A 13,578-nucleotide genomic window follows, 5' to 3' on the forward strand; every position below is an offset into this window, starting at 1 on the left:
GAACACCTCGGGCCGGCCGGCCCCGGACCCGTTCACGACCGCTTCGGCTTGGCCCTGACGTGCATCCGCTCCCCCTGCGGCCCGAACAGGCTGAGGAATTCGACCGGCTCGTCGCCCGCGGGGCCGAACCAGTGCGGAAGCCTGGTGTCGAACTCGGCGGCCTCACCGGGGGCCAGCACCAGGTCGTGCTCGGCGAGCTTGAGCCGCAGCCGTCCGTTGAGCACGTACAGCCACTCGTACCCCTCGTGGGTGCGCTGCTCGGGCGTCTCGGTGCAGGGTGCCTCCTGTATGACCTTGTACGCCTGGAGGCCCCCCGGCCGTGCGGTGAGCGGCAGGGAGGTCTTCGTACCGTGCACGATCGGCTTCGCCTTGACCCTGGGATCGCCGACCGGCGGCGCCCCGACGAGGTCGTCCAGCGGCACCTCATGGGCGCGGGCGATGGGGAGCAGCAGCTCCAGGCTGGGGCGCCGACCGCCGGATTCGAGGCGGGAGAGGGTGGAGACGGAGATTCCGGTGGCCTCGGAGAGCCCCGCGAGCGTCACCCCCCGGTCCTTGCGCAGCCGCCTCAGCCGTGGGCCCACGCCGGTGAGCACGGCGTCGAGGTCCGGGTCGTCGTGGTGCTGTTCCGTCATGACGTCCATTGCAGAATCAGCAACCCTGTTTGTCAATCAGGCGCAGGAGCCGCGGGCCTATAGGCGGGCAGGTCAGCGGGCGAAGAGCTCGAAGGTGACGGCGGGGCGGCCGCCGAAGCGCTCGGCGGCCGCCCCGGTGGTGCCGGTGAGGAACGTACGGCAGTACGCCTCCGGGTCGTCGTCCGTCAGCACCTCGATGTAGGTGCGGTGGGCCAGCAGCGACTGCACGGAGCGCTCGAACCCCGGCGTCGCGTCGACGGCGTGGGTGGGCCGGTCGGTGCCCGCCACAGCGACCCAGCGCACCCCGTCCCACGGCTCGAGGCCCTGCTCGCCCAGTTCGGGGAAGATCCAGCGGTTGCCCGCGTCACCGGCGGCGTCCAGGGTGGCCCGGCCGACGGCGCGGTGGTCCGGGGTGTTCCAGGCGACTCCGCCCCAGGTGTCCCGGTGGTTCAGGGTGATGAGCAGTTCGGGCCGGTGACGGCGGACGGCCGCGGCAATGTCGCGGCGCAGCGCCGTGCCGTACTCGATGACACCGTCCCGGTGGTCCAGGAACTCCACGGCGGCGGCACCGACGGCCGCCGCGCTCTCCCGCTGTTCCCGCTCCCGCAGGGGAGCGCACTCGGCCGGGGCGATCGTGTCGATCCCCGCCTCCCCGCGGGTCGCCAGGAGGTAGGTGACCTCGCGCCCCTCGTCGGTCCAGCCGGCCACGGCAGCGGCGCAGCCGTACTCCAGGTCGTCGGGGTGGGCGACCACCGCCAGGGCACGGCGCCAGTCCGTGGGCATGGGTTCCAGCTGCTGTGTCATACCGGGCAGGCTATCCAGCGGAAGGTGACGGATACGTGCATTCCGGAAGCGGTTCGGGGCAGGGAGCAAGGAGTCGCTCCGGCCGGACGCGTCGTACGACCGGCCGCGCAGAGCCGGAGGACGATACCCCTAGGGGTATTATTACGATCCGGGGCGCCGGGGTGAGCAGGACCCTGGAAGACCCCCGCTCCGGCGACCGAAAGGAACCCCGCTCGTGATCAGCCCCGCCTCCCTCTCCCCCACCGAGGCCGCAGCCCGGCTGGAGGAGTTCACCGTCATCGACGTACGGGCCCCCGGCGAATACGCCTCCGGACACGTGCCCGGCGCCCTGAACATCCCGCTCGACCGGCTCACCGAGGCGGTGCCCGCACTCAAGTCGGCCTCCGCCCGCGGCTCGCTGCTCGTGGTGTGCGCTTCCGGCGTGCGGTCCACCAGGGCGTGCGAGATCCTCGCCGACGCCGACATCGACGCCGCCACCCTGACCGGTGGGACCTCCGCATGGGAGGGCGACGGGCACGGGCTCGACCGCCCGGTGGGCGCCCGGGCGACCTGGCCGATGGAGCGCCAGGTCCGCCTCGCCGCCGGTTCACTGGTGGTGGCCGGCCTGCTGGCCGGCCGTCGCTTCCCGGCGGCACGGTGGCTGTCGGCCGGCATCGGCACCGGACTCGTCTACTCCGCCGTGAGCAACACCTGCGGCATGGCGGCCGCCCTCTCGAAGCTCCCGTACAACCGCGCGCCGCAGTCCGCGGCCGGCCTGGACGCCACGCTGGACGCCCTCCAGGGCTGACCGCGCCCGGCTAACGGTCGCTGTCGCCCCGCACGAGGGCGAGCAGGCGGTCCAGTACACGGGGGCCGCCCGCCCGCACTCCGTCGTGCTCGTACTCGCTGGTCACCCAGGTGCGCAGCCCGCGGATCGAGGAGGCGGTGCGCAGCGAGTGGCCGGTGTCGACGTACATGTCGTCGTGGTAGACGGCCGCGGCCACCGGCACCTCGTTGGCCGCGAGCCGCTCCGCGTCGTACAGGACGGGCCAGTCGGTACGGGCGGCGAGCAGCTCCGCCGTCTCGCGCAGGGGACGCAGCGCGGGATCGACCTCGAAGTGCCACGGGTGAATGCTCTCGCCGGTGAAGAGCACGGGGCCGTCACCGGCCAGGGCGGTGGCGGCGTCAAACTGCGGGAACTCGGCGCGGACGCGTTCGGCGGCCCAGTCGGTGGGCCGTGCGCCCTGGCCGTAGATCACCTCGTGCATGAGGGCGTACAGCGGGTGGCCGGCGAAGGAGGTGGCGGTGCGCATGGCCTCCTGGAAGGCGTCGGACAGCTCGGTGCCGTGCGGGCCCTCGACGAACGCGTTCTCCAGGAGGTAGTGCAGCTGGTAGCTGCCGCTGCCGGAGCCCAGCACGATGCCGAGGGACTGGAATCCCTCGGGTGTCAGCGTGTGCCCGGCACTGTCCGGGCGGTGCTCGGCGAGGTGTGCGGCGATGGCGCGGGCACGGGCGACGTCCTGCGGGTAACGGGCGTAGTGGGCGGCCACCTTCCGCTCGATCCGCGGGTAAGCGGCCCGGTAGACGTCGTCGGCGTGTGCGTCCAGGGAGGGCAGACCGCCGGTGATCAGGACGGCTTCGAGCCCTTCCGGGGCGGCCGACAGGTAGTGAACGGCGCAGAAGCCGCCGAAGGACTGCCCCAGGACGGTCCAGGGCGCTCCCCCGGTGAGCCGGGGGCGGATCAGTTCGCAGTCGCGGACGATGCTGTCGGAACGGAAGTGGGCGAGGTAGTCGGCCTGCTCGCGGGCACCGCCGCGCACCGGCAGGGTCTGCCGGTTGGCCGGGGTGGACAGCCCGGTGCCGCGCTGGTCGAGCAGCAGCACACGGAACTCCTGGACCGCCCGCCCGAGCCAGGCCTCCGTACCCACGAAGCGGCGGGCGCCGAAGCCGGGGCCGCCTTCCAGGTAGACCAGCCACGGGAGGTGTTCGGCGGCCTTCCCGCTCGCCACGGCCTCGCGGCCGAAGATCTCGATCGTCTCGCCGCCCGGATCCTCGTGGTCGAGGGGGACCGTGAACCGTCGGTCGGTGAGGACGATGCCGGGCTGGCGATAGCTGCTCAAGTGAACTCCTGTATCCGGTGCTTCCCGGACAGTTCAGCACATCGCCGCGTTCCGGCCGGTCGCGGCCCATGTGCGGCCCTCGCCCGGACGCCTCACCCTCACCCTGCGGTCGAGGGTGAGGGTCGGCGTTCCGCCGGGGCCGGACCCGTCCGGGCGCACGGACGGTGCGGACTTTATCGGCGCTTGCCATTAACCCGCGTGTGCAATTATTGTTGACGCCAGCAATCACCGCACGCGGATCGATTTGGTCCGACACAGGAGAGGCCCCACCATGCCCACGGTCCCCACCGTCACGCTCAACAACGGCGTCACGATCCCGCAGCTCGGCTTCGGCGTCTTCCAGGTCCCCGACGACGAGACGACCGCCGCGGTCGCCGCCGCGCTGGAGGCGGGCTACCGCTCCGTCGACACCGCCGCCGTCTACGGCAACGAGGCAGGCGTCGGCCGCGCGCTGGCCGAGTCCGGGATCGCCCGCGAGGAACTGTTCGTGACGACGAAGCTCTGGAACGCGGACCAGGGATACGACGCCACGCTCGCCGCCTTCGACACGAGCCTGGCCAAGCTCGGCCTCGACCATGTGGACCTCTACCTCATCCACTGGCCCACCCCGGCCCGGGACCTCTACACCGACACCTGGCGCGCCCTGGAGAAGCTGCTGGCCGACGGCCGGATCCGGGCCGCCGGTGTCTCCAACTTCCAGCCCGCGCACCTGCGCCGCCTCCGGGAGGAGAGTTCCCTGGTCCCCGCCGTCAACCAGATCGAGCTGCACCCCGGGCTCCAGCAGAGCGAGCTGCGGGCCGTGCACGAGGAGTACGGCATCGCCACGGAGGCCTGGAGCCCGCTGGCGCAGGGCGCGCTGCTGGACGACGAGGCGGTCGTGGCGGTCGCCGAACGCCATGGCAGGACTCCCGCCCAGGCCGTCCTGCGCTGGCACCTCCAGCTCGGCAACGTCGTGATCCCCAAGTCGGTGACTCCCGCACGCATCCGGCAGAACATCGATGTCTTCGACTTCGAGCTGTCGGCCGCCGACATGGACGCGATCGCGGGCCTGGACCGTGGCATGCGGACGGGCCCGGACCCCGACACCCTCAACTGACCCGCGCCGACGACTCGCCACCGGGCCACGAACCGCCGGAGCCGGGCAGGCGCACTGCGCCTGCCCAGCCGTGCTTCACGAACGCGAAGGGTTTCCCAGCCGGTAGCTGCTGCCGTCCCTGGGCCGCTCCAGCAGGCCGGCCACCACCAGGTAGCGGCGCAGGGCCGAGCAGTCCTCGTGAACGGTGAGCAGCGCGTCGTTGACCTCGCGCTCGGTGTAGACGCGATCCCGCTCGAAAAGCGTGTGCGCGAGATGCACCAGCAACTGCTCGCGGCGGGCGGGCTTCCGGGGGATCGCCGTCAGGCGCCCGCCCGAGAAGAGTGCGGCCACCTGGTGCGAACCGCGGGGTTCCGTATCGGACATGCAGGAAGCCTTTCAGGAGCCCGCCGGCCGGGCAACGCCTTTTCCCACGATTCGAGCGCTTGTTGACCTTCGGGCGGACCGTCGTACGGTGTGACCATTCATTCACCCTCACGACATGAGGCGGTTCAGCATGGCCCTGTTCGATCTCTCCCTCGACGAACTGCACGCCTACCGCAGCCGGTCGGTGGAGCCCGAGGACTTCGACGCGTTCTGGTCGGCCACGCTCGACGAGGCCGGCACGCACGACCTTGACGCCCGCTTCGAACTGCGCACCGACATCGGCCTGGTCACGGTCGACGTGTACGACGTCACGTTCGCCGGCTTCGGCGGCCACCCGGTCAAGGGGTGGTTCGTCGTACCCGCCGGGACCACCGAACCCCTGCCGGTGGTCGTGGAGTTCATCGGGTACGGCGGAGGACGGAGCCTGCCCCACGCCCATCTGCTCTGGGCCTCGGCCGGCATGGCCCACTTCGTGATGGACACCCGGGGCCAGGGCAGCGGCTGGGCCCCGGGCGACACCGCCGACCCGGTGGGCTCCGGCCCGTCCCTGCCCGGTTTCATGACCCAGGGCATCGAGGACCCGGCCACGTACTACTACCGCAGAGTGATCACGGACGCCGTACGCGCGGTGGAGGCGGCCCGTTCGCATCCGCTGGCCGACGCGTCCCGCACCGCCGCCATAGGCGCGAGTCAGGGCGGCGGCCTCGCCCTCGCCGTCGGCGGACTGATGCCGGACCTGGCGGCCGTCGCCCCGGACGTGCCGTTCCTCTGCGACTTCCCCCGGGCGACCCGGATGACCGACCGCAAGCCGTACCGCGAGATCGGTGACTACCTCAAGACGCACCGGGGCCGGGCCGAGCAGACCGCCAGGACGCTCGCCTACTTCGACGGGGTCCACTTCGCCGCGCGGGGGCGGGCACCCGCACTGTTCTCCGTGGCCATGGAGGACCTGACCTGCCCGCCGTCCACGGTGTTCGCCGCCTTCAACGCCTACGCGCACGCCGAGAAGGAGATCGAGGTGTACGACTTCAACGACCACGAGGGCGGCGGCCCGTTCCAGCACGCCCTGCAGCTCACACGGCTGCCGAGGCTGCTGAAGGCCTGACGTACACGCGCGGCCCGGACCCCTTGACCCATCCCGCGCGCGGAGCCTAGGTTTCCCGGGGAGAAAGCGCTTACTATCCGGTGGGCGCCCCGACGTCTCCGCCTGAAGGGGTGTTTGTCACGACCAGCAATCCTTCGCACCTGAAGCCGGTGCGGGTCGCGATCGTCGGCACGGGCGCGATCGCGCGTGGCAGCCATCTGCCCGCGCTGACGGCGCTCGCCGCCGGGCAGCCGCTGGAGATCGTCGCCGCGGTCGATGTCGACGCAGCCGCCGTCGAGGAATTCTGCGGCGACGCGGGGATCGCCCACCCGTACACCGACCTCGACCGGATGCTGGCCGAGCAGCGCCCTGACCTGGTCACGCTCGCCACCCCGCCCCGGTTCCACCGCGACCAGACCGTGGCCGCGCTGCGCGCCGGGGCGTGGGTGTGGTGCGAGAAGCCGCCCTGCCCCTCGCTGGAGGACTTCGATGCGATCGAGGCGGCTGAGGGCTCCGGCGGTGACGGTCCGTACGCGGCGATCGTGTTCCAGCACCGCTTCGGCTCGGGCGCCCGGCACGTCCGGGAGCTGCTCGCCGGCCAGGCCATGGGCCGGCCGCTGGTGGCTCACTGCCAGACCACCTGGTACCGGGACGAGGCGTACTACTCCGTTCCCTGGCGGGGCAGTTGGAGCAGCGAGGGTGGCGGGCCCACGATGGGGCACGGCATCCACCAGATGGATCTGCTGCTCGACCTGCTGGGCCCGTGGGCGGAGATCCGCGCGATGGCGGGGCGGCTGGTGCACGACGTGGAGACGGAGGATGTCTCCACCGCGCTCGTCCGCTTCGGGAACGGCGCGGTGGCCACCGTCGTGAACAGTGTGCTCAGCCCGGACGAGGTCAGCCGGATCCGGATCGACTGCGAACGGGCGACGGTCGAGCTCACCCATCTGTACGGGCATCGCAACGCGGACTGGCGGATCACGCCCGCCCCCGGGGTCACGTCCGAAGACGTGGACCTCTGGCGGGACTTCGGGCCCGATGTGCCCAGCTCGCACGAGGCGCAGCTGAAGGGTCTGCTGGAGGACCTGCGGGCCGGCCGAAGGCCGCGGAGCAGCGGTGCGGACGGCCGCAAGAGCCTGGAGCTGGTCGCGGCGGTCTACAAGGCGGCCTTCACCGGGGGCACCGTACGGGCGGGCGAGATCGGGCCCGGCGATCCGTACTACGGCGCGCTGCACGGCAACGCTCCCGGCTGGGCGCCGCAGCCGGTGGAACAGTCCGTGCAACAGCGGGGAGAGCAGCCCGTGGAACAGTCCGTGGAGGCACCGGCATGACGAAGGCTGTGGACCTGGTCCACCGGCACGGCGACCACCTCGCCGTCACCGCGACGGGAAGCGGGGTGGAACTGCTGCGCTACGTCTACCGGGCCGAGGACGCATGGGAGGCCCCGAAGCCGTACATCCACCCCCTGCGTACGCTCTCCGGCCAGGTGGTCACGGGCTACCGGCCCAACGACCACCGCTGGCACAAGGGCCTGCAGATGACCGCCTCGCATCTGTCGGGCGCCAATCTGTGGGGCGGCAACAGCTATGTGCACGGCGAGGGGTATCTCGCCCTGCCGGAGCGCGTCGGTTCCATGGCACACGCCGGCTTCGACGAGGTGTCGGTGCACGACGGCGGGGTCCGTCTCGCGGAGCGGCTGACCTGGCACCCGCGCGGCGGGGAGCTCTGGGCCGAGGAGACGCGCCGTATCGAGGTGCACGACATCGACGCGGTGGCCGGAAGCTGGGCGCTGACCTGGTCGTCCGCGGTCACCAACCGGCGCGGGGAGCCGCTCCGGTTCGGCAGCCCGACGACGCACGGCCGCCCGAACGCCGGGTACACCGGCCTGTTCTGGAGGGGCCCGCGCGCCTTCCGGGGCGGGCGGATCATCGCCCCGGAAGGCGAGGGGCCGGAGATGATGGGGCGGCAGGCCCCCTGGCTGGCGTACAGCGGTGAGCACGACGAGGCGGACGGTCACGCGACGCTCGTCTTCGTCCACTCCCCCGAGAACGACCACACCGGTGCGGGCGGTGCGCATCCGGCGCACTGGTTCGTGCGCGACTCCCCCTTCGCGGCGGTCGCTCCGTCGTTCGCCTTCCACGAGGAGCTGGTGCTGGACCCGGGGGCGACCCTGACGCGCCGCTACCGGGTGCTGGTCGCCGACGGGACCTGGGACCGCGGCCGGATCGCCTCCGCGGTCGCCAGGCTGTCCTGGTAGCGGTTCAGCTCTTCCCGGCCGGGGAGAGGACGAAGACGGGGATCTCGCGGTCGGTCTTGGTCTGGTAGTCGGCGTAGTCGGGGAACGCCTCGACCGCCCGGTCCCACCAGCGGGCCTTCTCCTCCCCCGTGACCTCGCGGGCGACCATGTCCTGCTTCACGGTCCCGTCCCGCAGCTCCACCTCGGGGTCGGCCTGGACGTTGTAGTACCAGACGGGGTGCTTGGGGGCGCCGCCCAGGGAGGCGACCACGGCGTACTCCCCGTCGTGCTCGACCCGCATGAGCGGGGTCTTGCGGACCTTGCCGCTCTTGGCGCCGCGCGTCGTCAGAAGGATGACGGACATGCCGCGCATCGTGGTCCCCTGTGTTCCGCCGGAGCTCTCGATGAGCTCGACCTGCTCACGGACCCACTGCGTCGGGCTCGGCTCGTACTCGCCCTCGATCGGCATGACACGTGTCCTCTCGTCGGAGTGCTGCGGTCGTGTGTCCATCATGGCTCCGTCGTGGACCGGCGGCGCGCAGGGACACCGGCGTACAGCCTGCCCGCCGCATGCCGTCTCATTCTCTGGAACCCCGTGAGACGGCTGAGGAGAAATCCGCTCACAGAAACCGGGCCCATTTGGACCCATACGTCCATTTATTTCCGATATATCCACTCGCCCCACTCCAGGGGCTTCCGAGCACAGGCCGTACCGTGGGGGCAGCGGAGTAAGCCAAGCCTTACCCCGCTGCACTCTGCCCGTGCTCGTCCGCCCTAAGGAACAACACTCCATGACACGCCCCGTCCGCGTCGCCATCGTCGGAGCCGGTCCTGCCGGAATCTACGCAGCGGACGCGCTTCTCAAGTCCGAGGCCGCCCAGGAGCCGGGCGTATCGATCGACCTGTTCGAGCGCATGCCCGCCCCCTTCGGTCTGATCCGGTACGGAGTGGCTCCGGACCATCCGCGGATCAAGGGCATCGTCAAGGCGCTGCACCAGGTCCTGGACAAGCCGCAGCTGCGGCTGTTCGGCAACGTCGACTACCCCAACGACATCGGCCTGGACGACCTGCGGTCCTTCTACGACGCCGTGATCTTCTCCACCGGCGCCGACGCCGACCGCGCCCTCGACATACCCGGGATCGAGCTCGGGGGTTCCTACGGTGCCGCCGACTTCGTCGCCTGGTACGACGGACACCCGGAGGTCCCGCGCACCTGGCCGCTGGAGGCCGAGAAGGTCGCCGTGCTCGGTGTCGGCAACGTGGCCCTGGACGTCGCGCGCATCCTCGCGAAGACGGCGGACGAGCTGCTCCCGACGGAGATCCCCGCAAACGTCTACGACGGGATCAAGGCGAACAAGGCGCTCGAGGTGCACGTCTTCGGGCGGCGCGGGCCGGCGCAGGCGAAGTTCAGCCCGATGGAGCTGCGCGAGCTGGACCACTCGCCGAACATCGAGGTCATCGTCAACCCGGAGGACATCGACTACGACGAGGGCTCGATCGCCACCCGGCGGGAGAACAAGCAGGCCAACATGGTCGCCTCCACGCTGGAGAACTGGGCGATCCGGGACGTCGGTGACCGCCCCCACAAGCTGTTCCTGCACTTCTTCGAGTCCCCTGTGGAGGTCGTCGGTGAGGACGGCCGCGTCGTCGCCCTGCGCACCGAGCGCACGGAGCTGGACGGCACGGGCAACGTCAAGGGCACCGGCCGGTACACGGACTGGGACGTGCAGAGCGTCTACCGCGCGGTCGGCTACTACTCGGAGGAGCTCCCGAAGCTGCCCTTCGACGTGGCCTCCGGCACCGTCCCGCACGCGGCCGGACGCGTCCTGGCGGGCGACGAGCCGATGCCCTCGGTGTACGTCACCGGGTGGATCAAGCGCGGTCCGATCGGCCTGATCGGGCACACCAAGGGCGACGCGAACGAGACGGTGGCCTGCCTGCTGGAGGACCACGCCGCCGGTCGGCTGCCCGCCCCCACGCAGCCGGGCGACGACGCGATCGTCGACTTCCTGGAGCAGCGCGGTGTCCGCTACACCACCAAGGAGGGCTGGCACCGTCTGGACGCCCACGAGCAGGCGCTCGGCGCCGAGCAGGGCCGTGAGCGCATCAAGGTCGTCGAGCGCACGGCGATGCTGGACGCGTCGGGAGCCTGACCGCCGGAGAGCCCTACCGCGCCCCCGGTACCCCCTCCTCGCGAGGGGGTACCGGGGGCGCGGTGCTGCCCGGGGCCCGGGAACGGCCGCTCACAGGGCAGGCGCGTCCTTCTCGGCCCCCGGACCGAACCAGAGGGCGAGGGGCACCAGGACGGCCGCCACGGTGACGAGGGAGGCCCAGCGGAAGACCGAGGCGATGGCGTCCGTGGTCCCCTCGCCCGCACCGGCGAAGGGGATGAGCAGCAGGGCCGTCCCGACGGAACCGCCGACGGTGAGTGCCGTCTGCAGGACGCCCGCCGTGACGCCCGCGTGCTCGGCCGGCACGGTGGCGAGGATGACCATGTTGAACGGGACGATCGCCACGCCGACCCCGATGCCGATGAGCACGATCTGGGGCAGCACCCCGGCCGCGTAGGTGCTGTCTCCGTCCAGGAAGGTCAGCAGGAAGACCCCGACGAGGACCACGACGAGCCCGCCCACGGCACGGATCCTGAGATCCACGCGTGAGAGGAACCTGGTCAGCCCCTGCGTGGTGAGCAGCAGTGCGGCACCGAAGGGAAGAATCGCCAGGCCGCCCCGCAGCGCGTCGAGGCCCTGGACGTTCTGCAGGTACTGCACCAGATAGACGAGGAAGCCGGTGAGCACCGCGGCGAGCAGCAGCAGCCCCGCGAAGGCCCCCGCCCGCTCCCGGTCCACGAAGACGGCGCCCGGCAGGAGCGGTTCGGCGGTACGCCGGTCGGTCACCGGGAGCACGGCCCACAGGACGGCGGAGGCGGCCGGCGCGCCGAGGGTCACCGTGTCGCCCCAGCCGCTCCCGGCCGCGTGGACCAGTCCGTACACCGCGGAGGTGACGGCGAGTGTGACGAGAAGGGCGCTCCGCAGCCCGAGGGAGCGCGCCCGCGTGGCGGCCTCGTCCCGCACCCCGAGGGCGCGGACGGCGACCAGGATGACAGCCAGCGCGACGGGTACGTTGACGAGCAGGCTCCAGCGCCAGTCACCGGCCCAGGTCAGCACCCCGCCGAGGCTCATTCCCGCGGACGCGCCGAGGCCGGTGACGGTGGAGTAGAGCCCGAAGGCGCGCCGACGGCGCTCGCCCTCGAACACGAGGGCGAGCAGGGCAAGTCCGGTGGGCCCGGCGACGGCCGCCCCCGCACCTTGGAGCACCCGGCCGGCCAGCAGGACCTCGATGTTCAGCGCGAGTCCCGCCACCAGGGAGGCGAGGGCCACGAGGCCGATGCCGCCCAGGAAGACCTTGCGGTGGCCGAGCGCGTCCCCGAGGCGCACGGCGCGGACGCCTCGCTGGAGGACATCGCAGGGCAGGCGGGAGTGGCCATCGGGACGCTCTACCGCCATTTCCCGACCCGCGCCTCCCTGGTCGAGGCGGCCACCAGGGAGGGGCTGGCCGATCTGATCAGCCGGGCCGGGGAACTGTCCGGCGCCGAGGACGGTGGTCGAGCTGTTCGACCTGCTCAGCGGTGCGGCATGGGTACGGGAGAACACCGGGCCGGACCGCGGCGGCAATCCCCGGTTCGTACAGATGGTCCTGGAGGGGATCGTCGTCCGCCCCGCGGAGGAGTGAGCGGCCGGGAGGTCAGCGCAGGGCGCTCACGAAGACGAACCGGTTCTCCGCCGTGTACGCGTGTTCACGACGCGACCAGTCGATCCGGGCGCGGACCCGCGCGCTGTCGGCCGTGTGCGCCGCCGGGTCACCGAGCCGGCCCTGCCACCAGAAGGCGTTGCCGGTCTGGCGGTCGAGCACGGCGTCCAGGAGGCGGTTCCGCGCGGAGGCGTCCAGGCCGTACGCGTCGGCGAGCACCCTGACCTGCGCCGCTTGCGTACGGACGTGCGGGGCCTGCGGCCTGGAGGAGATGCACCAGGTCCAGGCCATGTATCCGAGGTCTTCCAGCGGGTCGCCCGGCCGCGCCGTGTCGAAGTCGATGAAGGCCACCGGTCGGCCGCCGCTGAACACGGTGTTGTTCGGACCGGGATCGTGATGACAGACGACGGGCCGGTCCACCGCGAGGCGGCTGCCACGGCTCGCCTCGTGGAGTAAGCGCAGCAGGACCCCCGCCCCGGCCACCTGGGCGTCGCTCCAGGGCCGGAATCGGGGCGGCACATGACCGGGCAGATAACTGAACACGTCACGGCCCGTGCCGTCGACGCCGAGATGGCGCGGGGCGCCGGTGAACCCGCGCCGCTCGTAGAGGTGGAGCAGTTCGGCGACGAAGGCCGAACCGCTCGTGGCGGGCCGGCGGACGGTGTCGCCCACGCGGACCACTCCTGGCGTCATCCGGCCTCCCCGCAGGGGCACTTCCTCCTCGTGTGCGCGCATGGCTCCAGTCTCCCCGGCCGTACGGGCACGGCCGCCCCTCGCCCCGCACTCCGTAAGCGGAACGTATGCGCCCCGAGGCCGTAGACTCGCCGAATGGCCAAGTACTTCGACGTGCACCCCGAGAACCCCCAGCGCCGCACCATCACGAACGTGGCCGAGAGCATCCGGTCCGGCGCCCTCGTCGCGTATCCGACCGACTCCTGCTACGCCCTGGGCTGCCAGCTCGGCAGCCGCGACGGGATCGACCGCATCCGGTCGATCCGGAACCTCGACGACCGCCACCACTTCACCCTGGTGTGCCAGAACTTCGCGCAGCTCGGCCAGTTCGTCCAGGTCGACAACGACGTGTTCCGCGCGATCAAGGCGGCGACGCCCGGGAGTTACACCTTCATCCTCCCCGCCACCAAAGAGGTGCCGCGGCAACTGCTGCACCCCAAGAAGAAGACGGTCGGCGTCCGGATCCCGGACCACACCGTCACCCAGGCGCTCCTGGCCGAGCTCGGTGAGCCGCTGCTCTCGAGCACGCTGCTCCTGCCGGACGAGGAGGAGCCGCTGACGCAGGGCTGGGAGATCAAGGAGCGCCTCGACCATGTCGTGGACGTCGTGCTCGACTCCGGCGACTGCGGCACCGAGCCGACCACCGTCATCGACTTCTCCGGGGGCGAGCTGGAGATCGTACGCCGGGGAGCCGGCGACGTCGCCCGGTTCGAGTAGGGCACCCGCGCACGGTCACTCCGCGCTTCCGGCACCCCTGCTGAGATGCGCGCACCCCCGGGTGC

15 protein-coding genes and 1 pseudogene are annotated in these 13,578 nt (G+C 71.7%); 9 read left to right on the forward strand and 7 right to left on the reverse strand.

Annotated elements, in window-relative coordinates:
- Window positions 1–32: 32 nt before the first annotated feature.
- Entirely contained in the window at window positions 33–632 is a 600-nt protein-coding gene (locus ACIRD8_RS25060; RefSeq protein WP_403995633.1) for a helix-turn-helix domain-containing protein, read from the reverse strand.
- 72 nt (window positions 633–704) lie between these two features.
- The gene (locus tag ACIRD8_RS25065; RefSeq protein WP_403995636.1) at window positions 705–1,436 is read right to left on the reverse strand and encodes a PIG-L deacetylase family protein; all 732 of its coding nucleotides are present in this window, start codon (window positions 1,434–1,436) and stop codon (window positions 705–707) included.
- Between the two features lie 214 nt (window positions 1,437–1,650).
- On the opposite strand from ACIRD8_RS25065, the gene ACIRD8_RS25070 reads away from it, so the two are divergent.
- A complete protein-coding gene (locus tag ACIRD8_RS25070) occupies window positions 1,651–2,223 on the forward strand; it encodes a rhodanese-like domain-containing protein (protein ID WP_403995639.1) in 573 nt (190 codons plus the stop codon).
- Window positions 2,224–2,233: 10 nt separating this feature from the next.
- Here the strand turns inward: ACIRD8_RS25070 and ACIRD8_RS25075 are convergent, their stop codons facing one another.
- Entirely contained in the window at window positions 2,234–3,535 is a 1,302-nt protein-coding gene (locus tag ACIRD8_RS25075; RefSeq protein ID WP_403995642.1) for an alpha/beta fold hydrolase, read from the reverse strand.
- 271 nt (window positions 3,536–3,806) lie between these two features.
- Between ACIRD8_RS25075 and ACIRD8_RS25080 the strand changes: the two genes are divergently transcribed.
- The gene (locus ACIRD8_RS25080; protein ID WP_403995645.1) at window positions 3,807–4,631 is read left to right on the forward strand and encodes an aldo/keto reductase; all 825 of its coding nucleotides are present in this window, start codon (window positions 3,807–3,809) and stop codon (window positions 4,629–4,631) included.
- A gap of 75 nt (window positions 4,632–4,706) precedes the next feature.
- Here the strand turns inward: ACIRD8_RS25080 and ACIRD8_RS25085 are convergent, their stop codons facing one another.
- Window positions 4,707–4,994 carry a DUF2087 domain-containing protein gene (locus ACIRD8_RS25085; protein ID WP_403995648.1) on the reverse strand — a complete coding sequence of 96 codons (288 nt, stop codon included), beginning with the start codon at window positions 4,992–4,994 and terminating at the stop codon, window positions 4,707–4,709.
- A gap of 130 nt (window positions 4,995–5,124) precedes the next feature.
- On the opposite strand from ACIRD8_RS25085, the gene ACIRD8_RS25090 reads away from it, so the two are divergent.
- The 3 genes from ACIRD8_RS25090 to ACIRD8_RS25100 all read left to right on the forward strand — a co-directional run bounded on the left by ACIRD8_RS25090 (window position 5,125) and on the right by ACIRD8_RS25100 (window position 8,335).
- Window positions 5,125–6,099: an acetylxylan esterase gene (locus ACIRD8_RS25090; protein WP_403995929.1), complete on the forward strand. Its 975-nt coding sequence runs from the start codon at window positions 5,125–5,127 to the stop codon at window positions 6,097–6,099.
- A 110-nt stretch (window positions 6,100–6,209) separates the two neighbouring features.
- The gene (locus tag ACIRD8_RS25095) at window positions 6,210–7,409 is read left to right on the forward strand and encodes a Gfo/Idh/MocA family protein (protein ID WP_403995650.1); all 1,200 of its coding nucleotides are present in this window, start codon (window positions 6,210–6,212) and stop codon (window positions 7,407–7,409) included.
- The gene (locus tag ACIRD8_RS25100; RefSeq protein ID WP_403995653.1) at window positions 7,406–8,335 is read left to right on the forward strand and encodes a PmoA family protein; all 930 of its coding nucleotides are present in this window, start codon (window positions 7,406–7,408) and stop codon (window positions 8,333–8,335) included. Before ACIRD8_RS25095 ends, ACIRD8_RS25100 begins: the two co-directional genes overlap by 4 nt.
- A 4-nt stretch (window positions 8,336–8,339) precedes the next feature.
- Here the strand turns inward: ACIRD8_RS25100 and ACIRD8_RS25105 are convergent, their stop codons facing one another.
- Window positions 8,340–8,783, reverse strand: a complete 444-nt coding sequence (locus ACIRD8_RS25105) for a nitroreductase family deazaflavin-dependent oxidoreductase (protein WP_403995931.1) — start codon at window positions 8,781–8,783, stop codon at window positions 8,340–8,342.
- 322 nt (window positions 8,784–9,105) lie between these two features.
- On the opposite strand from ACIRD8_RS25105, the gene ACIRD8_RS25110 reads away from it, so the two are divergent.
- The gene (locus ACIRD8_RS25110) at window positions 9,106–10,467 is read left to right on the forward strand and encodes an FAD-dependent oxidoreductase (RefSeq protein WP_403995656.1); all 1,362 of its coding nucleotides are present in this window, start codon (window positions 9,106–9,108) and stop codon (window positions 10,465–10,467) included.
- A gap of 90 nt (window positions 10,468–10,557) precedes the next feature.
- Here the strand turns inward: ACIRD8_RS25110 and ACIRD8_RS25115 are convergent, their stop codons facing one another.
- Window positions 10,558–11,751 (reverse strand): MFS transporter, encoded by a 1,194-nt coding sequence (locus tag ACIRD8_RS25115; protein ID WP_403995934.1) that lies wholly within the window; start codon window positions 11,749–11,751, stop codon window positions 10,558–10,560.
- Between ACIRD8_RS25115 and ACIRD8_RS25120 the strand changes: the two are divergent.
- Together ACIRD8_RS25120 and ACIRD8_RS25125 are read left to right on the forward strand one after the other, a co-directional pair.
- Window positions 11,725–11,793 (forward strand): annotated as a pseudogene (locus ACIRD8_RS25120) (hypothetical protein); the annotation flags it as partial. The gene ACIRD8_RS25115 and the pseudogene ACIRD8_RS25120 overlap by 27 nt on opposite strands.
- Before the next feature lie 121 nt (window positions 11,794–11,914).
- Window positions 11,915–12,046, forward strand: coding sequence for a hypothetical protein (locus ACIRD8_RS25125; protein WP_403995659.1), 132 nt, complete (start codon window positions 11,915–11,917; stop codon window positions 12,044–12,046).
- A 12-nt stretch (window positions 12,047–12,058) separates the two neighbouring features.
- Here ACIRD8_RS25125 and ACIRD8_RS25130 read toward each other — a convergent pair whose 3' ends face one another.
- Window positions 12,059–12,799 carry a phosphotransferase family protein gene (locus ACIRD8_RS25130; protein ID WP_403995662.1) on the reverse strand — a complete coding sequence of 247 codons (741 nt, stop codon included), beginning with the start codon at window positions 12,797–12,799 and terminating at the stop codon, window positions 12,059–12,061.
- 93 nt (window positions 12,800–12,892) lie between these two features.
- On the opposite strand from ACIRD8_RS25130, the gene ACIRD8_RS25135 reads away from it, so the two are divergent.
- Window positions 12,893–13,513 (forward strand): L-threonylcarbamoyladenylate synthase, encoded by a 621-nt coding sequence (locus ACIRD8_RS25135; RefSeq protein ID WP_403995665.1) that lies wholly within the window; start codon window positions 12,893–12,895, stop codon window positions 13,511–13,513.
- Window positions 13,514–13,578: the final 65 nt, after the last annotated feature.

Origin of the sequence: Streptomyces sp. NPDC102451, assembly GCF_044765485.1 — a bacterium.
Classification (GTDB): Bacteria; Actinomycetota; Actinomycetes; order Streptomycetales; family Streptomycetaceae; genus Streptomyces.